This is a genomic window from Bartonella saheliensis (assembly GCF_902162175.1).
The window spans coordinates 19,787-41,471 of sequence record NZ_LR607205.1 but is presented as its reverse complement, the minus strand read 5'-3'; the positions used below and the strand labels follow the sequence as shown (position 1 = coordinate 41,471).

Below are 21,685 nucleotides of genomic sequence, written 5' to 3'. Positions count from 1 at the left end.
CTAAGCCCCCGTTCTTTTTTATAACTCTTCTCATCGTTGTTGCATTTTTTGCTGCCTTAAGGGATCAACAAATTGCCGCCTTGAGGGATCAATTAAGGGCGTTAAATCTGCCTGGCGTGCAGTTGATGGTAAAAACCCCGCCATCATTGGTTGCTGCATCATTTGTTGATGTATTCTCTCGATTTGTTTCTCTTGCGCATCTGCATTGCGTCTGATCAAATCAAGGAGCCTCATCACCCCCCCTTTAAGAGCACTAGCATCAATGCCTTGCCCCTGCCATGGTGTGTTTTTCATAGCCCCCCCTGTGAGAGCATCTCCACTTTCAGGTGTCGTTATGCTGTCTGATAATGGCCGAGCATATGCCATCAATGGTTCTCGTGCTTGAGAACCTTCTATTGTTTTTTGCAACCACGCGGCAGTGCGCAAAGGGGTCCCTTCATTTTCTACACTCTGCCCATTTCCCAAGCTTTGTTGTGCTGTTTCCTTTGAAGAATCTTGCGTGTTGTTGTAAAGTTTATAAACATGATTCATAAAGTCCTCTGCGGTCGCTTCCCTCTTGCCACCATTGAGTGTGACTGCTTGGCGCCCTAACAGCTGGCTTGCTGGCAGTGTGGGATTTTTGATCAGTTTTACCGCTCCTGCTGGTCCTTGTTGGTGTGCCAGATAAAGTTCAGCTTCTGATGGTTCTCTGCCTAATGCTGTGGTTAAATAGCGCGTATTGTCCTTGGTTAAGCGTGCCAGTGCATCGGTTGCTTGAAAGGGATCAAACTTATCATGGAGTTGATATTGCTTTGCTGTTGAATCGAGAAATTGATAGAGTCCTCCTGCACTGCTTTTGCTGTTTTTCGCATAGGGGTTGCCGTTACTTTCTATCATAGCGACTCGTTGAAGAAAGCTTTCTGGCAAGCCATATTTTTGTGCTGCCTGTGCGATGGCCTGTTTCACATGGGGAGAAAAATGGCTCATTTGTCTCTCCGTATTCTATTCACGTTTCTCTCAACGGTTCTATTCAAAAGAAAGCCAAGCAAATTGATGAATTTTGTATGATCTTCTTTGCTGATGAGGCGTTTTTTTTCTGCTTCATGGAATGTTTTTATTAATTCCACGGCTTTTTCTCTTGCCAAACCAAAATCTCCGTTTTGGCGCGCTGTGAGGAGAGCGACAAGATCCCTTTCAGTTTTTCTATGAACGTTTAAGAGTCTGCGTCCCCATTGTCCTGCTAAAATTTTGATGACTGCTTTGGTGGGGTTGAGTTCTGCATCACGCAAAACTGGTTCTACGGTTTTTGCTTTGAATTCTCCCTTATAATTTGGCAATTTTGCAAAAAGTTTTGTTCTCTCCACTTCTGGCCGCAACATTTTCATAAGCTGTTTTGCTTTATCTTCACCAAAAATCTGCTGTAATTTTTCTTGTCCGGTTTGTGTGTCAAACAAGTTTAAAAGATTATGTTCAAAATCCTGTGCATTGCTTGCTGCAGTTTCTATTTGCGCACGCACCCCTTTTTGAAAAGCCTCTTTTTCCATCGTGCCCAAATGGGCCAGTTGACTGTTGATGCTCTCCAGATCAACAGTTTTGTTAAGCGCTTGCTTTCCTTGTTCAAAAGCCTCCATGATGGTACGCTCATTCTCATAGATTTTGCGTGCCTTGGCATAATCTGGAGAGGATGTCTCCAAACTGGAGAGAAGGCGTTGTTTGACATCCCTCAAATCGCGGGCAGTGTTCCATTCTCCTTTGAGAGTGGCGACATTTATTTGGTCCTCCAAAACCTCTTTCATTTTCTGTAAAATGGGCATGTTCAGCTTTGCATATTTGTTGCTGCCATGAACAGTTTCCTCTGCTTGCTTTGGCATTTGTGCGATGGCTTTTTGGTATGCTTTTTGGAATGCGGGTTTTTCTTGCAAGAGCGATAGCTCTTCACGAGCGGCCTTTGCAAGGGGTGCAGCTTTTGCCCTTTCATAAAAGGGTTGGGTCTCTTTTTGTGCCTTTGTGAGAATTGCCTCTTCTAAAGTGCGTGTATTGTCCTTTGGCCCCATGATCTCGATCAAGGCATTTTTGACCCGCGCTCCACTGGCATCTTGCCTTTCATTCAAGCGGTTTCTTATGAGTGTAGAGGCATCAGAATCTTTTTCTGCGGCCTTAAAAGCTCTTGTGGCAAGATCATCATGAAGATCAATCATCATGGCATCGGGACCACGCTGCCTTAAGGCTCTCTCAAGCTTATCCACGCCTTCATCGCCCAAAGTCTGGCTTACTTCGCGAAGCGCTCTCTCGCTTATATGAAAGGCCTCTTTTGGTGCCATTTGCGCTGCTTTTTGCGCCATTTGTGCTGAACTTATAGGTCCACTCAACGCTGCTTTGAGTTTTTTTGTTGCAAAAGATGCCATGTTTGTTAGACCACTTGCAACATATGGCGTTGCAACCCCTAGCCCTGCGCCAAGCAGTGTGGATTTTACAGTATCCTCAAGCCCCTCTCCCTCACCACTTCCTGCTACTGCGCCATAAAGGGCACCGGTTTTTGCAGCACGCCCCAAGCTAAATCTTGCCGCCTCTTTGCTTGCTGCGGCTTTCATTGCGGCTTCGCCTGCTGCTTTTGCGGCGGCGCGCTCTGCCCCCTCTGTGAGAGCAGATTGCAGAGCTCTTTCGCCTGCTGCTAAAGCTTTACTGGTTATTTGTGCGCCTGCAGCTGCTGTTTGATTTCCTGCTGCTTTTTCTACTGCATATTTTGCAACTTGTTTTGTCCCGTCTAACAAAGCTTTACCGGCTATTTTTGCTCCCATTGCGGCTGATCGCCCTTTTGAAAGAGCAAGTACAGCACGAGTAGCGGCATTGATTCCTGCAGGTACGCGCGCAATAAGTCCTGGACCCAATAAGCCCGCTAGAGTACCGACTACATTCCCCGCAAGAGATAAATAAAAATGGTCTCGGTCCGCGGCTTTTTGATAGTCCCGCCATCGTTTTGTCACTTCATCATATTTTTTGACGGCTTCTTTATCTCCCATCCAATAATCAATAGGGTTCGCCGCTAATGCTCCCGCCAGTTCATCATCATAGCCTAGGGTTAAGCCGTGAAGCGCTCCCCAACCAAAAGAACCAAGAGCACTTGGATGTGGATCATCTTCTGCTGTTATGGTTTTATTTTCTGTAAAAGAATCCCTTAATCTTTCTTTATTTTTTGAAAAGAGCTCTTGCAGTTGTTCTGGTGTATAATCACTCACATGCCCTATGACTCTGGTATTTTTTCTAGGAATGAGAGAAGGAATGAATTCAGCCATTGGTTTTTTCCTTAATGCGTCCGTCACGATCTATAAAAAATATGCCTTCAGGCAATGTTTCGATCTGTTTTTCGAAGAAATCATCAGAGGGCGTCTTTTTTTGTGTCTCAGCCTCTTTCCCATAGGCATCTTGGACGTGTTCGCCCATTTTCTGTGCACCACCAAAAAGAGTTGCCCGCGTTTGTGCGTCGGATTGATTGAAAATATCGATAACGGTTGTTAAAGATTTTTTTATCTGTTCTGGTGAAAGATCTTGCTTGAGTGCCGCTATGGAATTTTGCAATGCTTGCAATTGCTGATGAAACAAATTCCCCAAGCCAGTTTCGCCATTTGGTAAAAATTCTTTTGCTTTTCTCAAAGCTTCACGCTCGATATTCGCCTTTAATGAATCAAGCATATGCATAAATTGCTGCACAGACTCTGTTCCGGGAATTTTTGCTAACCAATCTTCAATTTTGCCAACAATGTGCGGACTTTCCTCCAGTTTTTTTCTTAATTTTTCTGCTGATGCGATTGCCAGATTTGCTCTGGTAAGCTGGTCTGCCTCTTGCCATTGTCTTTGCTGGTTTTGCCTTTCCTCATTCTGCTGCTCTTGGATTAATTTATGTTCTGCACCACTTTCTGCCATTGGCACTGCGGGTATGCCATGAGATGTCTTTTCCTCCCTCACAAGCATAGAGCCCGTTTCTGGCTTTAAGAGCCTCTTTTCGGCATCCCCTTCTTGTCCAGAATCCATGGAATTCTGGTCCCCTTGTAGAGGTATCATTTCCCCTCTCGCGGCTGAAATTTGCCAATCCCTCTGCGCAGCACCGCCCTGTTCTGGCTTTTCTTCTGCTGTGCGTGTTCTATAACCTTCTTGTGCGTTTAAGTGACTTCCCACGATTTTATGAGCGAGATCTGGGGTTTGCACGATTGCTTTTGCCTCTTCCTCGCTATAGCCTTTTGCGCGCAAGAGATCTAAAGTTTGCTGATGAGAGGGTTCTTGTGCGTTGAAGTGATTTCCCATGATTTTCATGGCGAGATCTGGGGTTTGCACGATTGCTTTTGTCTCTTCCTCGCTATAGCCTTTTGCGCGTAAAAATTCAAAAATAGGTCTTTGTTGTGCACGTACATTCTTGCCTTGGCGCATAATAATTGCTGCATTTGAAAAGCTTTCTTGGGGTGTTTTTCCAGAGGCTAACCCTGCAAAAAAATCCATGAGATGTTCGGAAAATTCTGATTTTCTAAAACGCTCCCATAAGCTCTTTGGATTTTTGTCTTTATGGATAAAATTCCCAACAGCATTTACATAATCTGTTGCCTGGTGAGAAAGATCATCGGTTTTTAGCTGTTTTTCTTCTTTTTCTTGCTGAAGAGAGAGCTGAGAAGGCGTTTGTTCCTTGACCAGGCTCCAAGCTTGTTTTGGCATGGCTTGTTCATTGCCTGCCACCATCTCCTTCATGGCATTTTTCTGCTGTTGCCCTGCCTCATTCCCATCAGATTTATCTATATTCGCACCAAAGGAAGATTGAGAAGGCAGGGGGAGAATGCCTTTTTGCTGTGGGATGCCTTGTTTTTCTTGCTCTACACCCTCTTTTGCTTGAACAAAATCCTTTGAAACATCCGGCAAGGGAGGCATTTGATTTTTTAAATCATCCAAAGACATCAGCAATTCTGCTGGTGTTTTTTTTCTAACTTCTGCTTCCCTTTGCTCCCCACGGATCAGTCCAGCAAGATTGACTTTTTGTGGATTATCAGAGTGGTCTTTTTCCTCAAAATGGTTTGTGCCAAAAGCAGCACGTTCCAAAAGAGAGGGCTTGTATCGTCCTTCAAACGATGTGTTTGAAGGCGTAGAATATTTTTGAAAAAGATCTTTAGGGAACTGAAGAAGACCCTGATGTATTAAAGGGCGCAGAACTTTTGGATTCATAAAGAGTGATAAAGTCTTAAAGCTATTTTGTTCCATCACTGCACCCTTTCCCTTTCAAATCCAAGCTTGCCATAATCCACATGCAAAAAGCCTGTGATCGGATGCAAGAAAACAGCTTCGGGCTTTGCTTTTAAAATGTCTTGTGCCATGACCCCGCGATAGCGCTCTGGAGAGCCCTTATAGTTGTATTCATAGAGTTTATAGCCATTTTTCTGCCCAGCTTGTGTGATGTTTTCTTTTGCCCGTCTATCGCTTAGTCCAGCAAAAGTTCCAAGGATCGTTCCCACATTGCCAATAATTTCCCATGGATTTGGTTCTGGTCGCGGCGTGAGGAGGGTCTGTTGTCCGGTTTGTGTTCCGTAATTTCCAGCAGAAGCCGCACCCGCTGCCAGCAATTTACTTAACTGGTCCCAATCCAGATTATTCTGCTGTTCCCATTTTTGTCGCTGTGCGTCTAAGAATTGTTGTTGCTTGGCATCAAGCAAGCTTCCCCCAGCCAATGCATTGCTATTTGCCTGACTTTGCCCTTGAAAAAAGTTCTGCGCTCCAGCCAACTGATTTTGATTGGCTTGATCAATAAGAGTATTGGCATTGATCATATTATTGACGTCTTGGTTATATTGCTGAGAGAGCGCTTTCGTTGCTATACTCCCCAACTCATCTGCCAAAACCCCTGTATGCGCGCCAGAACCATAACGCCCTGCGCCAGACAATGAACTGTTAATGGTGTTTGTTGCTTTGTTGAGGGCATCTTGCAGTGCTTCATTAAAGTAAGGATTATTGCCTCTCTCATGGCCTGACGCCATATTTTTTAAATTTTGGCTGGTTGAATTTTGCCCCGTGGCCAAGTTATTTAAGTTGCTGTTTTGATAATGAGAAGCGACAGTGTTCAGCCCATTGATGGCATTTTTTGTTTGCGCACTGAGATCTGCGACACGCTGGCCATCATAAACGGCTTTTCCGCTGCCTTGATTATAAAACTTCATGGCATCTTGAGCAGCCCGTTCAAAGATGCCCTTTGCCCAGGCGGGTGGTGCATTTGTTTGGGTGGTATTTTGCGTTGTCTGAATTGGTTTTGAACTTTTTCCCATGTTAAAGCTGCTTTCTCTATTCTAAAAGATTTACGAAATAGCCATGTGGTTTTAGGGATTTTCCCAGCCACACCGACCGATAATGATAAGTTCTTTTGCCCCTTTTTCTTTGTAAGAGGCTTCAATTTACCCATTGTAGATGTGCATTTGTTTGATCACTTAAAACCTGCAACCCGCTGCACAGCTTTCCCGCTCTTCTGCCACACAGCCTTTCCGCTCTCTTGATTATAAAGACGCATAGTATCTTGCGCGGCACGTTCAAACAGCCCCTTTACCCATTCTGGTGGAGCATTTGTTTGCGCCATCTTTCACGTCGTCTTTTGCGCCGTCTGAATTGGTTTTGCCCCGTTCCCCTAAAGCTGCTTTCTATATTCTAAAAGATTTACGAAATAGCCATGTGGTTTTAGGGATTTTTCCCAGCCACGCCGACCGATAATGATAAGTTCTTTTGCCCCTTTTTCTTTGTAATAGGCTTCAATTTGGGGAATAAGCTTTGTGAGGTGCGCTCCTCCTTTTCCCCCCAATGTCACAATCACGGCCCGCAAAGCGCCCGTGACAAGTTCTTGTAATTCTGTTGTGACATGTGCCAGGAAGTTTTCCTGCTCATCCACAATAATCCAGAGCAGTTTCTCTCCTTTCAAAATATCCTTTAAAATCATCTCGATCGTATAATCATCAGGGAATTTTTGTTGAAAAGAGGAGATTGATTTTATAACCTTGTGCAAATAGGGTGCCATTTGCTGCACACTCCATTTTTGGGTGTTATAAATTTTACACTTCATCTTATTCCTGCGGGTTTTAGTGTCACATCAAAGCCAGTTATATGGGTCCATGGTGTGCCTTCTGGAATTCTCAGTCGCAAAGCATGATAGCGTGCGCGTGCGCGAATATTGTACATCCCACAGCCATAGCCTGCATAACGTTCTTTTGCGAAATGTAATTGATTTCGCTCATCAATGATAAAAGCTGAACCAACGCTTAAAAGGCCTTTTGTTGTATCTGCTTGAACGAAAGCCTCACTCATCAGATTGATCTGTCTTCCTGTATTGCCTACCACTTGTGAAGCAATGACCGCTTCCATAGGCAGCCCAGCAAAGAAACCAAATCTGTTGTCTTGTGTAAAAGCTCCCAACATTGGCGCGCCATTTTGCCACATTTTACTATCGAGAGAAGCGCGTAAATCTTTCAAGCATTTTTGTACTTCGTCTAAGCCTTCTAAGGTATAACCTGCTGCAAAGAGAGGGAATAAGAGAAGTTTTTCGCCTTTGATAACGGTCCAATTTTGTAAGAGCCAATCATAAACATAGATATTCATGCCCATAATATCGTCATTGATAGAAAAATAAACGCGTGAATAGACCGGATCAATACAAGCTGTCATTTCATCGATGGAAAAGTTACTGTAAAGTGTAAAGATGGTTTTATCGACTTTTCCAAAACCGATAGGCCACATTTCCCCCATATTGTTGATTTGATAAAAACCATCATCAGAGACAAAGAAGGTATAGTCTCCACGGCTTGCAATTGCGCTGCTGCTTTTTGCCCCTATTTTGTCTTTTATTTTTACAAAACTAAAGATAATTTTAGAGCCTGGAACAAAGGTTGCATGATAAATAGCAGAACGCATAAAAATCAGTGGATTTGTTGCTTGTGTTGCTCCTTGGACATATTCGCCATCGGGAAAATCTTGATAATCGCAATTTTTCTCCCCGACTGTCCAATGTGTTGCATCATTAAGACCAGACCAGTAAACACGATTTGGCTTATCTGTTAATTGCATCAAACAGACAAAATCTCCCCAAATACGCACCAGTCCAGCACGGGGGGGATTTCCTCCCAAATCATCAAATCTCTCGTCTGTTTTTAATGCCAGTATTTGTGGTGCGTCATTGTTGTTCACAGCAATGATGGCTTCGCCAAAGAGCGCAAAAGACCAAGGTGTCATTTCATTGGCATGATAGGGTTCGCCAAGCTTGCTGACATCTTTCCAGCCGCGTGTGCTGTTATCATATTCGTAGAGTTTTGTTGCTGTTCCAACAATGATGCGCACGCCAGTTAATGATCGTACAGCATAGACCCCCAAAATAGCCTCTGGAAAAATTTCTGAAACGGGTGCGACTTTGGGAACTGGAATATAGGAATTTTGGGCAGGTAAAACGTTAACGATCTCAGCAGAATAGCCACTATTGGTAAAAGCAACATCGGGTCTAAATTCAGCAATAGGAAGAAAAGTCATCAGAAATCCGTATGTTGAATTTTGAGCAAATTCTTGCGCCGTGAGGTTTCGATTTGCAGCGCCTCCAGTTGCTCGTTAAACATGGCAAAAGCGGCGGCTGCCATTTGTGGTTCTTTGATAATATTGATGTAAATTTCATATTTAGCCCGGGTTTTGATCAGTTCATAGGCTTCCAAAAACCATAGGGAGGCTTCTTGTACATTTTCAATTTCTTTTATTCTTATCGGATCAAGAATGAGCCTGAGAGAATAGATGCGGTCTGGAATGGGATATAAAATAAGCTTTTGTGCAAAATAACTGTATTGTGTGGGCATCCCCTGGTGTTGCTCATTCTCAAGCTTCTCAAGAAGGAGTGGATCTATATGCAAAAGCTTTGATTTGCTTTGATAATCCCCATAGATATAAGCATCTACGATGCGAACAGCCGCCGGAATTATTGGATTTTCCTCTCCGCCATAACGGTTTTTTCCTTTGATCGTGTTCAAAACAACTTCGCGACTTTCATTAAAATAAAACGGCAATCGTTCACAAAAGCGAATGGCTGAAAAGATCGCCTTTTGCACTTGATCGACATATTCATCTGTTTGATCATCTATTTCATCTTGAATATCATTCACCATCTGAATGAAATTTTTATCATGAGGAACAATGGTCTGTTTGTCGCCAATCGGACCACTTGTTTGTACTATTATTGTCATCATTCACCCTCTGAATGTCTTCAAAACGCTTACATGAGGAACAATGGTCTGTTTGTCGCCAATCGGACCACCTGTCTGTCCTCCACTTGTCATCATGCCTTTCTTTCACATGTCTTTAAAATGCTTCAGAGCAAAGGGAGGATCTTTTGAGAAAAGAGGGGGCGCAAAAATAACCGCCCCCTTTATGCGTTTCCCTTTATGCCTTTAACAATTGGTATAAAACTCCACAATCACCTCAGCCTCGCCTGTGCTGCTTTGTTTGTCTCGTGTCATATAAATCGTTTTTTCAGCGTCTAATGAAACATCTCGTTCTTCCATGGGTATGTACATATCGCCATTGATAGTTTGCAAAAGATCTATATCTCCATAATCATCACCATAAGGCTCTTTTCCAAGTGTGGCTGTGACGTCTTCAAAGTCTGTTATGGTATAAACCATAATTCTTTTGATAAACGCCCCACGGGGGAGAACACCAATTTTCGTTGTTAATCCGGGATCGCTATGTTTAATGCGCGTGCGCAAAAAACTCACCTGCTGGGTTGTGTTGTTGCGTCCTTGTAAAATAGGTGGCAATCCCTCCTCGGTCATGGCAACGCCCCACGCATTTTCCACGCTTGGCGCAGTTGTGTCACTTTGTGCTGTTGCTTGTTCATCCATTTCTGTTGTCATTTGCGATGTTTTTGCCATCCTTATCATCCTTTCCTGAAGTTAAAATGGTTAACTGATTTCAGCAAAAGAAGGGATAACAATCGTGCCAAAGTCTTGTCCTCCTTGATCAGAATGTGGGCTGCTATAGCGTGATTTTTTCATGCCGATAATGGTTTTTGCAGCCACCCCGAATTCGCGTTGATAATCAAACAGTTCTTCGACAAGTTTATAGCGTGTTGCGCCTTTTCCATCGCCGCCCATTGCGCCATTGCCCACGCGCCCATAAGCCATGATCACGCTTTGCGCGCCAAGCAACACGGCACGGCGAACAGAGGGAACGGGTTCGCGTGTTTTGGAATGGACCCCATTTGGCACATGTTCTGCCTCACGCAAGATGACACCGTTATACATCCCCAAAGATCCCTCAAGAATTGGGTTTTGAGCGCGTGTTCCCTCATAAGCGGCTTTGGTAATGTCTAACCATTGCCCACTGTTTGTATTGGTGCGCAATTGTGTCACTTGGGTTGGATGGAGATACATCACATAAGCGGATTTTCCCTCAACCCGCACAGGGCGCAAACGTGGATTAGCAAGTTTCGCCCGTTCAACGGCTTTATCTATAAGATCTAAGGTAAAAACATCCTCTTTTGTCAGTTCTTCATCTGTCTTTTTTTTCGCGGGGCGAAGAACGCGCAATGAACTTGGTTCTAAGGGTGTATTAAACCCATAATGCACGGGTTTAAGGGTTATGGTGCGTCCTTCAAAATGAATCCATGGTGCGCTATAGCCTGCTGCCTGAATGAAGAACATCAAGCTTAAACGGTCGGCATACCAATCGACAAGCCCATCTTTTGCTTCCGTGCGTAAGTTAAATAACACCCGTTGTTGATCAATGGTGCCTTCATATTTCACGCGCACGGCATGAGAAAGCTCGTTGATGTGCACCGTTTCATTCATAAATTGGAGGGCTTCTTCATTTCCTTCGAGCGTTTGCCCCTCGCTCACGCCGTCTCCCATCAGTTGGACTCGTAATCCGCTTGTCACGGTGTCGCCTGCGGATTTTCCGAGCATATCCAAGACTTGGATAATGCTATTTTTGCCTTTTCCCATCAGCGGTGCAATGGGCAACGCCTTTGAGGTTTCTGTGTTTAGCATCTTAGCCCACACGCCAACGGCTAATGGGTCATTAAGATTTACTTGTGTTACTGCCATTTCAAACAATGCCTTTCTTGGTTTTTTTAAAACGCGCCTTGCGGCTTATCCCCCCAAACGATAACCATCACTTGGGTTCTCTGTGTTGCGCTCATGCGCAGATTTCCTTGGCCCATGCGCAGATTCCTTGCTTCCGCGCATCATTCCTTGCTCTCGCGCAGATTTTCACGCTCTGCTCATAATTTGTTCAAATTTTTCGGGATTTTTCTCAACCCATAGGGCAAATTCGGCTTCTGGCATAGCAAAGAGCGTTCTGACATCCATTCCCCCTGTTGGGGCTTGGCCGGCGCGCGCTGTGAGTGTGCGTGCGGCTTGAGAGCGCTCTTGAAGGGTTTCCACCTCATCCTTCATGGGCGTGCCATTATATCCAAAAGCCTTTGCTTTTTGCACGAGCAGCTCCACGGGATTTATGCCGACTTTTTGGCATTGCTGGCATATTTGGCGCAATTCAACACCAATTTGTTGTTGTCGTACCATGGGGTCTTTCCATTGCGGATAAAGACCAGCTTGTGCTTGGAGAGTCTTGTCTGCTATTTGATAGAGATAATCGGTGATATGGTCTAAATCTGGATATTTTTCTTGCACCTGTGCTTTGGCTTCTTCAAAATAATCTCCCAATTGCTGGCGTTCATATTCCTCTTGCCGCACACGTTCTTGGCTTTCTCTCATGAGAGCAAACTCATCAAGCAGCCTTTGTTGTTCTTGTACCTTATGACTAAGCCAGGCCACATGTGCTTTTGGATCATCTTCTAGGGTTGGAATATTTTCATCGCGCGCTCTTGCGGCCTCTTCTTGTATTGCGGCATATTTTTGTGCAAATTCCATAGCCAATTCACGCGCTTCTATGGCATTTTGCTCTGCCTTTTGGCGAGCTTGTCGTTCTTGCTCTAGTTTATCAAGGCTTGGCTCTGGTTGCTCTTCTTCTCTTGGTGTTTGCTCAGAGTGTTCCTCTGTCTTAAAGACATCCCTCACTTGCTCAGGCTCGACGACTTCAACAGACTGATCAACAAAAGTATCACTGGCAAAATGTTCGTCATAGATTGCTTGTTCTTCAGGGGTAAAGGCTTCTTCCATAGTCTCTTTTGCTCCTTTTATTCCTTTGTGTTCCTCTGTCTTATGGGCGCGCTTGTGTTCCTTAGCTTTATTGCAGCAGCTGCTGTTGTTGCTGTGCTCTCACGCTCTTGTGCCCTTAGCTTTATTGCAGCAGCTGCTGCTGTTGCTGTGCTCTCACGCTCTTGTGCCCTTGTGCCTTTAGCTTTATTGCATCTGCTGCTGTTGTTGCTGCACTCTCACGCTCTTGTGCCCTTAGCTTTATTGCATCTGCTGCTGTTGTTGCTACACTCTCACGCTCTTGTGCCCTTGCACTCTTGCGCTGCGGCTTTCCTCAACGCATACTCTTGCACTCTCACACTCGGGCGTTCATTGCGAAGCTTGGCTTATGGGGGCGTCTTTCCCCTTTTCTCAATATGCCTTTCGCTCGATCGCTCGCTGCTCTATCTCATTCTTTGCCCGTTGAAGTTCGAGCTGCATGCGCGCTTGTTCTTGTTTTAAGAACAGTTCGATATTTTTCTGCTGCAATGCCGCTTGTTTTTGCTGCATATCGAGTTGATAGAGTGTACTCTTTGCTTGGGCCTCTTGTTGCAACGCTGCAATTTTTGCTTGTTTTTCTGGCGTTAATTGTGCAGCTTGGCTTTGTTGCATCATCTGCTGTTGCTGTTGTTCTTGTTGTGCTTTTTGTGCTTTTGCCGTTAAACTTGCCACAAGTGTTGCTGGCAGTGGTGAAAGCTTTAAAAGATCTGGGATCATCTCTGGTGTCAAGAAGCCCCCAAGCAACGGCAACATCTGTGTCATTGCCGCAAAAGTTTTTTCTTTTTCATTGGGGCTTGTTGGTGAATCATCAACGATAATATCGTATTCAAGGGTTGTTACGGCTTCACGGGTTAAGGGAATATACTTCGCATTTTCTGGACCAGAGATCCGTACCAAACGGCCATCGGAAAGATGGTTTTGAATCAGATAAAGGATAATCTTTCCCTGTCGACAGCGATAAAGTTTCAGATTATCAAAGAGTCCTGCCAGCAAATTCAGTGTTGATTGGCGTCGTGTATTTTCCAAGACATTTGCTTGATTCACTTCTCTTGTGCCGATAAACTCTGCCGATAATCCTGTCACATGGGTCATTGCTTCACGCGCTTCATGAAACAACTGAAAGAAGCCTTGCGGAAATTGTGCGGCTGGTTTTGGTTGGATTTTTCCCCCTGTCAGCGCACCGTTTTTCACCCAAGTAATGCTATCGGTTCGTGCCCAATTTTCGAGTGCTTGACGTTCATCATCAAAGGCCCCTCTCTCTGCCATCAAGCCCCCTTTGGCTTGACTATTCAAAATATACATGACTTGACTAAAATATTTATTCGACCATTTTTGCGGATCTTTTGCAGGGCGCACAATGCCATAAAACTGGTTTTTGAGTTTATCCAGCGTGCCGGTGATGCATTCCCAACCAAGCTGCCCATCGGGTGCTAAGGGTTTATCAGGTTTTGCTAGAAGGCGGCGTCCCAAAAAAGCGCGTCTGACCACTTTTTTATGAAAAGACACCCCTTGGAGTTGTGGCACAACCCTTTGCAGCTGTTCGAACTCTTGTTGGCTCCATTGACGCATCGCCCCGGTTTGCGGATCCGGTGCCTTGTAATAAGTTTCGTATTCAAACCACCGGCATTCCACGAGTGTCACAGAGCGTTTGCCAGCAAGGGGCTCTGATGACAAAGCGGTATGAGCATATTCATGATAAGCACCAAGCGATCCATGATACGCCTCACACGCGGTTGTTCCATCGGCGGTTGTTCCATCGATTGCCCAATCGGCATGAAGGTCTTCAACGGCCACATGGGGGAAAAGATTTTTTGCATCCTCAATGGGTTTCCGGTCCACATACCACAGACGCTGCGCATCAACGAGATTGGGTCGCACAGCATTGGCATCCCAAACCATTTTTAAGGGGTCTAAACGCTGGACAGAGGGCGTTCCTTCCGGATTTGTTTCATAATCAAGTCTTGTATCAGTCCAGCCCATGCCACAAATGACCATATCCTGGAAAGCATCGGAATCGGCATATTCTGCCCCTGCCTCATCACGAAACCATTCTGCAGCACCGGTGAGCAATTCATTGGATATTGCGGCACCTACTTGTCGTGGTTGAAATTGCACTTCACGCTTGTTATTGCGCTCTGCCCCAACAATTGCATTGACAAGGGGCGCAATACGATTAAAGGTCATCACGGGGCGGCGTTGCGCCTTTAATGCGGCAAGATCTTCCTCAGCCCATTGACGACCATTATAAAAATCAAAATCTTCACGTGCTTGCTCGCGCCATTCATTGACGTGTTCGACATCTTCCGTATACCAAGCTTTTAAGCGCCTATAGAGTTCATATTCATCCAAATCTGTTGTTTTTTTTAAGTTATGACTTAAAATGCCATCCATGATGCCGTTTCTCTTTCCCTCGTGCGATACCGTTCTTGTTGCGGTTTCATGCGTGGTGCTTCATAACCCACACACATCAAGCCAAAGGCATCGGCACCATGACTGGACCAATCATGCTCTGCCCCTAAGCCAATACCACGCTTCTCATCCCACTTTTCATGATACCAATTGAGTGCTTTGCGCCCCGCTACCGTCGTTTCTTCATTGAACCACACAGAAGGCAAAATACGTCGCACCGCCTCTATCCGCATTTTAACAGCACCTGCCCCTTGATTAGGGATCACTTGCGTTTCAAACCCTGCATCATTCAAGGCACTCTCAAAACTCACATTGTGCACACGGTCTCTGGTTGCACCATCATGGGGGAGAACCATCAGTGCTTTCTCATAACCATTATCCCGTAACCAACCGATATGCTCTGAGAGAGGCTGTCCTTGTGCCTCGTAATAATCAAGCACTCTGATTTCTCTGCCAATAAACTGCGCTATCCATATCGCTGTTGCATCTGCCTTAGCGCCCGTGCCCCCAATATCCCAAAAGGCGCGTATCTGCATCAAAGGGTCACGTGCAACACGCCCTATCCGCCCCTCCTGCTCTGCTGCCAACATCTCCTTTTGAAAGTAAGCCCCTTGAACAGCGGTAAGATAAGCCCCCTCCCATATATGCTTATAGGTCTCTGGTCGATTTCTCAGATCATCAAGACGCGCTTCATTCAAAATCTTGGGAAACTTCGGATTATCTGACCAGTTGATCTCAACACGTTTAATCGCTTCATTGTCTGAAAAACGAAAGCGCTTCTCAACGGGGGCATTGTCTCGTAACGGATTCCATGTCACCCATAACTCTGCTCTCCAACCCTCGCCTTCTTCACGCAATGTCGGTATAAGCGTCTGCCAAGCTGTCTCTGTGACCGGCTCTGCCTCATCGACCCAACAAAGCAAAATGCGCCCCATGGATTTGATGCTGGCTATATTGCGGTCTAGTCCACAAAACTGAAAACCTATACGCCCATCATTCGACTTAATCGAAGACTCCCCAACCTTGTAATAGTCCTTTAAAAAGTCATGGGCTTCAATGGCACGTTTAATCTCCTCCAAAGAACTCTCAGCCAGCGAATTTTGAAATTGGCGTGCACAAAGGATAGTCCCTGATATTCCCCCCATACCAAATTGATAGCCCTTTAAAGCCGCCATCAAGGCAAAGGATCTTGTCTTTCCAGACCCCCGTCCTCCAAAAGCAGCACGCACCAAAGCCTTGCCTGCAAAAATCGGTATAAGCTTTGGAACAATCTTAATCTGTCGTGTTATCATTTACCAAAGGGGCGATTTCCACACGCCCTATCATCTTAATGGCTCCCCCGTCCTCTCCTGTCACTTGCAAGGGCAAGATCTTACCAAGCAAGGCTAAATAAGCGGTAGGGCATTTAATCGCTTGCTGTTCCAGATAAGAGATGAGCCCCTCTTTCCCATATTTGCTGCCTGCTTGTTCAGCTGCTTTAAGCACCGCCTCTTTAAGAAGCCGTGTCGTTTTGTTTGGCACGCCTTTAATGCGCCCTCGCCCCGCATTGGGAGGCATTCTTTTCGGGCTTGTTGGGCTTTTTAGGCTTGTTGGTGGCAAAGCCCTCTGTGTCTTTGTCTCTGTCATCCAATCTTTTCTCCAAAGCATAAAAACCCCGCAAAACGCAGGGCTGTCAATCCTCATGTCGTTAGAACATAGCATTATAACAGGAGATCACGTCAATTGCATCACAGCAGCTCACAAGGCTCATCAGAGGAATCTCTGTTCATCAAGGAATTTCGTTTAATAAAAAGAATTCAATTGAATCAAAGGCGTTCAAACTCATCAAAGGAACTCAGGAAGAATTTTAGACGCACTCCACCCTCTACAGCAGAGTCATAAAACACCATTTTTCACGCGCTGTCAACAAAAAAATCAATATATTGTATATTTTTTTGTTTTTTACCGCAATGGAGTGTTTTTAGTCCCCCATCAGAGATCATTGTCTCCCTTAAACGAATCAATTATACACTTGAGGGGGGCTAAAGAAGCGGAGGAGAAATGTACAATAGCTGCAAGACAACATTCATGCTAGCTACAATCTTTTCTTACTGTCAACAAAAAGAGGGGGAGATGCAAGTGATTGATCAAACTTGCCAATCTTTACAGCATGAAATGATATCAACATGACAACACAAACATCAAGGACATTGCGTGAAAAACAAAATGATCTGTCTCCTCAATGGGAGGCTGCACTCAATATCCAAAAAGAGCTTAAGGAAACAATCGCAACGGGTGTGGTTTCACGAGTAGAATCTCGATTGATCCTCTTTATAAGCCTCTGTCTATCGATTTTTCTCGTCATAACAGGGAATGCTGATAAAAGCCAAATGGATGCAGCAACTGCAATAGGGTTGATATGTCTGTTGTTTCTCTACGGCTCCTTACCAATTTCTGCTATCGTGTACATCGTCATAAAGAAGAAACTCAACAAAGCTCTTCAACAACTCGATGAAGCAATTGCTCATCAAAAGCTAAGATCAAGGAGAGAAAAATAATGTCTGCTGCAATGTTAGGGCAACTGATCGGCGTTATAGGTGCTTATGCAATAACAACAACCTCTCTTTCACTTCTTTATTCTGTCGTTAAGTATCTGAAATTGTATCGTAAAGCGATAAGAGGACGTGATCTCGCTCTTCAAGAACAAAAGAGAACGATTGACACGTAAAAAAGGGAAATTCAGTGTTCTTTTTCAAAAAAAGCAGCTCTCTTCATCATCGTGATCAATGGGCTTTTTCTTTCTGATTATACCAACAGTGAACAGATTCCTATTCAATATCAGTCTTCTCATATGGATAAAAATTTATATGAAAAAATGAGCGTTTTGCAAAAGCAATATGGAGCGCAACAGCATCCCCAAGAGATTTTACGAGACAGTGGAATTCATCAATATAACATTTCGTTTTCCACTGTTTCTGATTATGAAAAGCCTCGCAGACGCATAACATTTGATGATTTCATCGTTGTCATAGCAGTCCTCCTCTTATTCGTATCATGTCCATTATCATTAACTTACTTTGGCGTTTTAAATTAAAAATTCCTGCTTCTTTATTTTTATGAACAACAGTCTCAATTATTTGTACTCTATTATTCCTTTTAATCCTTAATTAAAAATCAAAGTCTTTTATAAAAGATTTGTCTTAGCTTTACATATATTTTTTCTATGTCCAACAGCCAAAACTAACACGACAAGCCCTTATCATAGAGTTCACTTGGTAAACGAATAGATATTGTCATAACACAATCCTCATATTTGTGTTCAGTGTAATACAAATACAACGTATTGTACGGAAAAACACTTCACACCATGCTGCTTACTTTAACATCGTTTAGATGCGTAAACAAAACTACGTAAGAAATGTTGCTAGCTTAGCAAGGACTTCATTCATAATCATGGGAGGGACTGTTTCCATTTTCTTACCCTGACGCGCTCCAATATCAAGAGCACGTGGCTGGTCACAACGTATCACGCCTGTTGTATGCAATCCTACTCCCATGAGTGAGACAGCAAAACCTGCTGTTCTAGCAAAATTTCCCCCGCTTGTAATAGGCAAGACAATAGGTGTTTTCGTTACACGATTAAACGCTTCTGGTGATACAATCAGTACAGGACGCGTCCCTTTTTGCTCATATCCTGAAGTTGGATCAAGAGATACAAGCCAAATTTCACCCCGCTTCATCACAAGAGCTCTCTACCAACAGGTTTGGCATCAAACCACTCCATATCCTCATCTGCAAAATCATCTGAAGGATTGCATTGGGCTAACAATTCATCAAGAGTGTAACGAGGAAATGCCTGTGGTTTCACAACCAATTGTCCATTATCAACAGCCAAACCAACTTGTGTGTTTTCAGTAAGATGGAGAACATCAAGCAATGCGGGTGGTATAGAAAGCATCACTGACCCTCCAACTTTACGTAATTTTGTCGTATGCATAAAATACCCTCTCTAAAATATTATATAAAAATATAATATCTTAAAAACTATTTCAAGAGCTTTTGATGCTTTTATAAAAAGACGCGTAAAACATTTACCATTTCTTTTTTTGCTCAAAATATTTCTGGAGAGCATTCAGAGCAATACGCAATGAACTTACAAGATGCGGTAGCTCTTGGTCTTCTACAACAAGATATTGTAAAGCGGCATGAAGGTTATACTGTCTATAGAAACACTGTGTCTCTCTTATCACCTCTTGTATATTTGAAAACTGCTCTGTTGCACGTTCCACCCACTTTTCTCTTGCTTCCTCATCACAAGAGGAGGGCATTTCATCATAAACAGCGCTTGGCAAACCTTTTGCACACGAATAGTCATTTCTCACTTCAAGATATTTTTGCGCAGCATCATACTGGTCTTTTGTAAGCACAGCTTTTAAACACAGCCGCCCAACATAAGTCCCGACAAGCGGATTTTTAGCCTCTTCAATGGTCAAACAGAAGCGCTTTGCACGCATTTCTATTGCCAATTGATTAACAGGATCTTGACGTACTGTTACTTGTGAAACGGCAGCATCTTGCTTTCTCATACATCCCCTCCTCTATGGAAACTCACATTTTTTTCTTTTTGCTCTCTCTTTCAATCAAAACGGCATGCTGTCATGAGCAGATATGCCATAATCATCAGCACCTGAAGCGATAGCATAACTTTGAGAAGTAACGGGAGAGGAAGGAGTGGAGTGCTCTTTTTTTGCATCAAGTAGGTGCAATTCGCCTTTGTATTGTGACAAGACAATCTCTGTTGTGAAGCGGTCAATACCATTTTTATCTTGCCATTTACGGGTTTGTAATTTGCCTTCTACATAAACTTTTGAGCCTTTGTGTAAATATTGAAGGGCAATTTTTGCCAAATGCGGATTAAAAACCACCACGGAATGCCATTCTGTTTTTTCTCCTTTTTGGTGCGTGTTTTTATCCGTATAGCTCTCAGATGTTGCCAAGCGAAAATTGACCACTTCACCACCAGAATTCATTGTTTTGCTTTCAGGATCAGCTCCTAAATAGCCAATTAAGATCACTTTATTCAACATGTTTTTAGTTACCTTAAATTTGTATTTAAATATATAAAAATCTTATCATAATTTGCTATTTTTATCAATTATTTCAAAAGTATATTATTATTTATTAACATATAACATTATCTTTTAAAGCATTCAGGATAAAAAATTGCATTTTGCTAATTTATTCGAAATTTTGTTTCATGTAACTTTTTTCTGTGTTATACGTTACATGAAACATAATGGAGATTTTGTTATGGCTACAATGCATGTCAATGAGCGGGTAAAAAAACATCGCAACGCACGAGCAAAAGCAGGTTTGCGCTTAATGCAAATTTGGGTACCAGATATCCGCCAACCGAACTTTACAGAAGAGTGTCGGCGCCAATGTCGCTTAGTGGCAAAAATGGATAAAACAAATACATCTATGCAGTTGTTGATGGATCAATCTTTAATGGATCTTGATGGCTGGACAGAATGATGCGTGGATCTCTCGTAACAATCGCTATGCAAGGCGATTTTGGTAAACCAAGACCGGCGTTAATCATTCAAGCCAATCAATTTAGTGAACATACAAGCGTAACAGTTTTACCCATTACCGGCACACTTGTTGCAGCGCCATTACTACGCATTACTCTCCAACCAGACACCCAAAATGGTCTCCAAAAAACTTCTCAGGTCATGATTGATAAGATTATGACGGTAAGATGTGAAAAAGTGAGCCCAGCTTTTGGCTCCCTTCATGCAAATAAAATGGTGGAAATTGAACGCTGCTTAGCTGTCTTTTTAGGAATCGTAAAATGATGAGTCCCCCATTCACATCTCTGTCTTATGCTTTTTTTGGAGAAAATATCGTGAGGCAATTTGTTGAATTTGGTCTATGAATTGAAAAAGACTTTTATACAATAAAATTATACAACAAACAAAGACGCTCCCAGCGCCGCTGCTTTTGCAACAGCGTTTCTTAAAACACGCGTGGCATCTGTTGTAACCAATTTGTCATGATCAAGCACTTTTTAAATTTCACTTTTGTTTTTTAGTGCAAGACTGATCATGGATCAATAGACCTCTTTATGAAACGGCGCGTACGCAACATAAGAAACACTCTACAGACTCAAAAAGCCTCCCAAAGAGCACTGTTTCAAGAGCCAACCAAATACGGCACCCAATAAACAAGAAAACTCATGTTCGACGTTGCTTAGACATGAAGAGCAAAGAAACCGTTTCCTTGATCACTCTTTGGAAAAATAAAAACGACAAGCGCTTAAAACTGATACGCTTTTTAAGAGTTTGTGCATCTATTTTTGTGCATATTGTGCATAGAGTGTTGTCAATGCGCTGTTCGTCTCTCCAATCCGGAGTATCATCATGTTTTTCTTTTGGCCATGTTTCTCTTTAGAGAGTATTGCACTTTAAAAGGAAAAGGAATACGAGCATTGCATAAACTTACAAAAAGAGTTGTGCCTCTTCGCAAAGAAACAGATGCAACGATCAAAATCGTTTGAATAAAGGAGAGATTTTTTATTTCTCAAAAACATAAAAATAAAAATGATTATGTACCAAACAAAGCTCTTCTCTGCTTATCTGTGAACCTATAAACTTGTAACTCTGTTCATTTCCTTTGAAATCATTTCTCATTACGCTTTTGCCATATCAAGCAGCTCCTGAACGTTTTTTAATCTCTGTGTTGATCTCATCTATCAATGCTTCAAAATTCAATACACTTTTTGGCAAATTACCACCGTAAATCCATGCCTTCACTTGCGCTTTGGTACTAAAATCTGCCTTTTCTGGTATGGTGTAATACTGACCACCATCAAACTTTTCATACTCTCTCCTGCCGTCTTCATATTCGTAGAGGTTGTAAAAATATTCAGCCGCTCCATCTCCCCACGGCACATATCCAACAGCCGTTGCCACAAACTTTTTTTGCATGGGCTTTTTACGTTGTGTTAAGAACAGGTGTTGTAAAATTTGCATGTCTTCATCCTTCAATTTGCCAATAGGTTTTTTTGACTCAAATTTGACCGTACAATGCATTTTACACTTACAATGTTTATTGTATCAAAAAAGTTATAAGTCCCTCTG

Annotated in this window: 24 protein-coding genes; 5 read left to right on the top strand and 19 right to left on the bottom strand. The window is 43.3% G+C overall.

Annotated features, from left to right (window positions below; genetic code table 11):
• Window positions 1-30: 30 nt before the first annotated feature.
• The 14 genes from FS875_RS05180 to FS875_RS05120 form a co-directional block, all read right to left on the bottom strand.
• On the bottom strand, window positions 31-966 hold the full coding sequence (locus tag FS875_RS05180) for a transglycosylase SLT domain-containing protein (RefSeq protein WP_144753943.1): 936 nt from the start codon (window positions 964-966) through the stop codon (window positions 31-33).
• The gene (locus FS875_RS05175) at window positions 963-3,272 is read right to left on the bottom strand and encodes a hypothetical protein (protein ID WP_144753940.1); all 2,310 of its coding nucleotides are present in this window, start codon (window positions 3,270-3,272) and stop codon (window positions 963-965) included. Before FS875_RS05175 ends, FS875_RS05180 begins: the two co-directional genes overlap by 4 nt.
• Window positions 3,265-5,217 carry a hypothetical protein gene (locus FS875_RS05170; RefSeq protein ID WP_144753937.1) on the bottom strand — a complete coding sequence of 651 codons (1,953 nt, stop codon included), beginning with the start codon at window positions 5,215-5,217 and terminating at the stop codon, window positions 3,265-3,267. The genes FS875_RS05175 and FS875_RS05170 overlap by 8 nt, the downstream gene beginning before the upstream one ends.
• Complete coding sequence (locus FS875_RS05165; protein ID WP_144753934.1) at window positions 5,217-6,272, bottom strand: tail fiber domain-containing protein; 1,056 nt, start codon at window positions 6,270-6,272, stop codon at window positions 5,217-5,219. The genes FS875_RS05170 and FS875_RS05165 overlap by 1 nt, the downstream gene beginning before the upstream one ends.
• Before the next feature lie 155 nt (window positions 6,273-6,427).
• A complete protein-coding gene (locus FS875_RS10150) occupies window positions 6,428-6,577 on the bottom strand; it encodes a hypothetical protein (protein ID WP_166428883.1) in 150 nt (49 codons plus the stop codon).
• A gap of 48 nt (window positions 6,578-6,625) precedes the next feature.
• Entirely contained in the window at window positions 6,626-7,009 is a 384-nt protein-coding gene (locus FS875_RS05160; RefSeq protein ID WP_144753931.1) for a hypothetical protein, read from the bottom strand.
• A 41-nt stretch (window positions 7,010-7,050) separates the two neighbouring features.
• Window positions 7,051-8,508 carry a hypothetical protein gene (locus FS875_RS05155; protein WP_144753928.1) on the bottom strand — a complete coding sequence of 486 codons (1,458 nt, stop codon included), beginning with the start codon at window positions 8,506-8,508 and terminating at the stop codon, window positions 7,051-7,053.
• Window positions 8,508-9,206 carry a phage adaptor protein gene (locus FS875_RS05150; protein WP_144753999.1) on the bottom strand — a complete coding sequence of 233 codons (699 nt, stop codon included), beginning with the start codon at window positions 9,204-9,206 and terminating at the stop codon, window positions 8,508-8,510. The genes FS875_RS05155 and FS875_RS05150 overlap by 1 nt, the downstream gene beginning before the upstream one ends.
• A 204-nt stretch (window positions 9,207-9,410) precedes the next feature.
• A complete protein-coding gene (locus FS875_RS05145) occupies window positions 9,411-9,893 on the bottom strand; it encodes a hypothetical protein (RefSeq protein WP_144753925.1) in 483 nt (160 codons plus the stop codon).
• A 30-nt stretch (window positions 9,894-9,923) separates the two neighbouring features.
• Window positions 9,924-11,066, bottom strand: coding sequence for a N4-gp56 family major capsid protein (locus tag FS875_RS05140; RefSeq protein ID WP_144753922.1), 1,143 nt, complete (start codon window positions 11,064-11,066; stop codon window positions 9,924-9,926).
• A 165-nt stretch (window positions 11,067-11,231) separates the two neighbouring features.
• On the bottom strand, window positions 11,232-12,140 hold the full coding sequence (locus FS875_RS05135; protein WP_144753919.1) for a hypothetical protein: 909 nt from the start codon (window positions 12,138-12,140) through the stop codon (window positions 11,232-11,234).
• Between the two features lie 387 nt (window positions 12,141-12,527).
• Window positions 12,528-14,546, bottom strand: coding sequence for a portal protein (locus tag FS875_RS05130; protein WP_144753916.1), 2,019 nt, complete (start codon window positions 14,544-14,546; stop codon window positions 12,528-12,530).
• A complete protein-coding gene (locus FS875_RS05125) occupies window positions 14,531-15,856 on the bottom strand; it encodes a PBSX family phage terminase large subunit (protein ID WP_144753913.1) in 1,326 nt (441 codons plus the stop codon). The genes FS875_RS05130 and FS875_RS05125 overlap by 16 nt, the downstream gene beginning before the upstream one ends.
• Window positions 15,837-16,121: a hypothetical protein gene (locus FS875_RS05120; RefSeq protein ID WP_144753995.1), complete on the bottom strand. Its 285-nt coding sequence runs from the start codon at window positions 16,119-16,121 to the stop codon at window positions 15,837-15,839. The genes FS875_RS05125 and FS875_RS05120 overlap by 20 nt, the downstream gene beginning before the upstream one ends.
• Window positions 16,122-16,729: 608 nt before the next feature.
• Here FS875_RS05120 and FS875_RS05115 point away from each other — a divergent pair.
• Genes FS875_RS05115 through FS875_RS05110 form a run of 3 tightly spaced genes read left to right on the top strand, consistent with a single transcriptional unit; the run spans window position 16,730 to window position 17,637 of the window.
• Entirely contained in the window at window positions 16,730-17,101 is a 372-nt protein-coding gene (locus FS875_RS05115; RefSeq protein ID WP_144753910.1) for a hypothetical protein, read from the top strand.
• Complete coding sequence (locus FS875_RS10145) at window positions 17,101-17,271, top strand: hypothetical protein (RefSeq protein ID WP_166428885.1); 171 nt, start codon at window positions 17,101-17,103, stop codon at window positions 17,269-17,271. Before FS875_RS05115 ends, FS875_RS10145 begins: the two co-directional genes overlap by 1 nt.
• Window positions 17,272-17,322: 51 nt before the next feature.
• Window positions 17,323-17,637 (top strand): hypothetical protein, encoded by a 315-nt coding sequence (locus FS875_RS05110; protein ID WP_246067860.1) that lies wholly within the window; start codon window positions 17,323-17,325, stop codon window positions 17,635-17,637.
• 313 nt (window positions 17,638-17,950) lie between these two features.
• Here the strand turns inward: FS875_RS05110 and FS875_RS05100 are convergent, their stop codons facing one another.
• The 4 genes from FS875_RS05100 to ssb form a co-directional block, all read right to left on the bottom strand.
• Entirely contained in the window at window positions 17,951-18,283 is a 333-nt protein-coding gene (locus tag FS875_RS05100) for a type II toxin-antitoxin system PemK/MazF family toxin (protein WP_144753992.1), read from the bottom strand.
• The gene (locus tag FS875_RS05095) at window positions 18,283-18,540 is read right to left on the bottom strand and encodes an AbrB/MazE/SpoVT family DNA-binding domain-containing protein (RefSeq protein ID WP_144753906.1); all 258 of its coding nucleotides are present in this window, start codon (window positions 18,538-18,540) and stop codon (window positions 18,283-18,285) included. The genes FS875_RS05100 and FS875_RS05095 overlap by 1 nt, the downstream gene beginning before the upstream one ends.
• Before the next feature lie 94 nt (window positions 18,541-18,634).
• Window positions 18,635-19,129, bottom strand: coding sequence for a hypothetical protein (locus FS875_RS05090; protein ID WP_144753903.1), 495 nt, complete (start codon window positions 19,127-19,129; stop codon window positions 18,635-18,637).
• Window positions 19,130-19,183: 54 nt separating this feature from the next.
• Window positions 19,184-19,630 (bottom strand): single-stranded DNA-binding protein, encoded by a 447-nt coding sequence (gene ssb, locus FS875_RS05085; protein WP_144753900.1) that lies wholly within the window; start codon window positions 19,628-19,630, stop codon window positions 19,184-19,186.
• Window positions 19,631-19,853: 223 nt separating this feature from the next.
• On the opposite strand from ssb, the gene FS875_RS05080 reads away from it, so the two are divergent.
• Complete coding sequence (locus FS875_RS05080; RefSeq protein ID WP_144753896.1) at window positions 19,854-20,078, top strand: antitoxin MazE family protein; 225 nt, start codon at window positions 19,854-19,856, stop codon at window positions 20,076-20,078.
• Window positions 20,078-20,401, top strand: coding sequence for a type II toxin-antitoxin system PemK/MazF family toxin (locus FS875_RS05075; RefSeq protein ID WP_144753988.1), 324 nt, complete (start codon window positions 20,078-20,080; stop codon window positions 20,399-20,401). The genes FS875_RS05080 and FS875_RS05075 overlap by 1 nt, the downstream gene beginning before the upstream one ends.
• A gap of 849 nt (window positions 20,402-21,250) precedes the next feature.
• On the opposite strand, the gene FS875_RS05070 is transcribed toward FS875_RS05075, so the two are convergent.
• Window positions 21,251-21,577 (bottom strand): hypothetical protein, encoded by a 327-nt coding sequence (locus FS875_RS05070; protein ID WP_144753893.1) that lies wholly within the window; start codon window positions 21,575-21,577, stop codon window positions 21,251-21,253.
• Window positions 21,578-21,685: the final 108 nt, after the last annotated feature.

Excerpts from the sequence above, each read along its gene's own strand:
- FS875_RS10150 (WP_166428883.1), bottom strand. The coding sequence starts at position 6,577 with ATGGCGCAAACAAATGCTCCACCAGAATGGGTAAAGGGGCTGTTTGAA.
- FS875_RS05130 (WP_144753916.1), bottom strand. The coding sequence starts at position 14,546 with ATGGATGGCATTTTAAGTCATAACTTAAAAAAAACAACAGATTTGGAT.
- FS875_RS05120 (WP_144753995.1), bottom strand. The coding sequence starts at position 16,121 with ATGCCTCCCAATGCGGGGCGAGGGCGCATTAAAGGCGTGCCAAACAAA.
- FS875_RS05100 (WP_144753992.1), bottom strand. The coding sequence starts at position 18,283 with ATGAAGCGGGGTGAAATTTGGCTTGTATCTCTTGATCCAACTTCAGGA.
- FS875_RS05170 (WP_144753937.1), bottom strand. The coding sequence starts at position 5,217 with ATGGAACAAAATAGCTTTAAGACTTTATCACTCTTTATGAATCCAAAA.
- FS875_RS05090 (WP_144753903.1), bottom strand. The coding sequence starts at position 19,129 with ATGAGAAAGCAAGATGCTGCCGTTTCACAAGTAACAGTACGTCAAGAT.
- FS875_RS05155 (WP_144753928.1), bottom strand. The coding sequence starts at position 8,508 with ATGACTTTTCTTCCTATTGCTGAATTTAGACCCGATGTTGCTTTTACC.
- FS875_RS05140 (WP_144753922.1), bottom strand. The coding sequence starts at position 11,066 with ATGGCAGTAACACAAGTAAATCTTAATGACCCATTAGCCGTTGGCGTG.
- FS875_RS05070 (WP_144753893.1), bottom strand. The coding sequence starts at position 21,577 with ATGCAAATTTTACAACACCTGTTCTTAACACAACGTAAAAAGCCCATG.
- FS875_RS05150 (WP_144753999.1), bottom strand. The coding sequence starts at position 9,206 with ATGACAATAATAGTACAAACAAGTGGTCCGATTGGCGACAAACAGACC.
- FS875_RS10145 (WP_166428885.1), top strand. The coding sequence starts at position 17,101 with ATGTCTGCTGCAATGTTAGGGCAACTGATCGGCGTTATAGGTGCTTAT.
- FS875_RS05125 (WP_144753913.1), bottom strand. The coding sequence starts at position 15,856 with ATGATAACACGACAGATTAAGATTGTTCCAAAGCTTATACCGATTTTT.
- FS875_RS05160 (WP_144753931.1), bottom strand. The coding sequence starts at position 7,009 with ATGGCACCCTATTTGCACAAGGTTATAAAATCAATCTCCTCTTTTCAA.
- FS875_RS05175 (WP_144753940.1), bottom strand. The coding sequence starts at position 3,272 with ATGGCTGAATTCATTCCTTCTCTCATTCCTAGAAAAAATACCAGAGTC.
- ssb (WP_144753900.1), bottom strand. The coding sequence starts at position 19,630 with ATGTTGAATAAAGTGATCTTAATTGGCTATTTAGGAGCTGATCCTGAA.
- FS875_RS05075 (WP_144753988.1), top strand. The coding sequence starts at position 20,078 with ATGCGTGGATCTCTCGTAACAATCGCTATGCAAGGCGATTTTGGTAAA.
- FS875_RS05080 (WP_144753896.1), top strand. The coding sequence starts at position 19,854 with ATGGCTACAATGCATGTCAATGAGCGGGTAAAAAAACATCGCAACGCA.
- FS875_RS05180 (WP_144753943.1), bottom strand. The coding sequence starts at position 966 with ATGAGCCATTTTTCTCCCCATGTGAAACAGGCCATCGCACAGGCAGCA.
- FS875_RS05095 (WP_144753906.1), bottom strand. The coding sequence starts at position 18,540 with ATGCATACGACAAAATTACGTAAAGTTGGAGGGTCAGTGATGCTTTCT.
- FS875_RS05165 (WP_144753934.1), bottom strand. The coding sequence starts at position 6,272 with ATGGGAAAAAGTTCAAAACCAATTCAGACAACGCAAAATACCACCCAA.
- FS875_RS05135 (WP_144753919.1), bottom strand. The coding sequence starts at position 12,140 with ATGGAAGAAGCCTTTACCCCTGAAGAACAAGCAATCTATGACGAACAT.
- FS875_RS05145 (WP_144753925.1), bottom strand. The coding sequence starts at position 9,893 with ATGGCAAAAACATCGCAAATGACAACAGAAATGGATGAACAAGCAACA.
- FS875_RS05115 (WP_144753910.1), top strand. The coding sequence starts at position 16,730 with ATGACAACACAAACATCAAGGACATTGCGTGAAAAACAAAATGATCTG.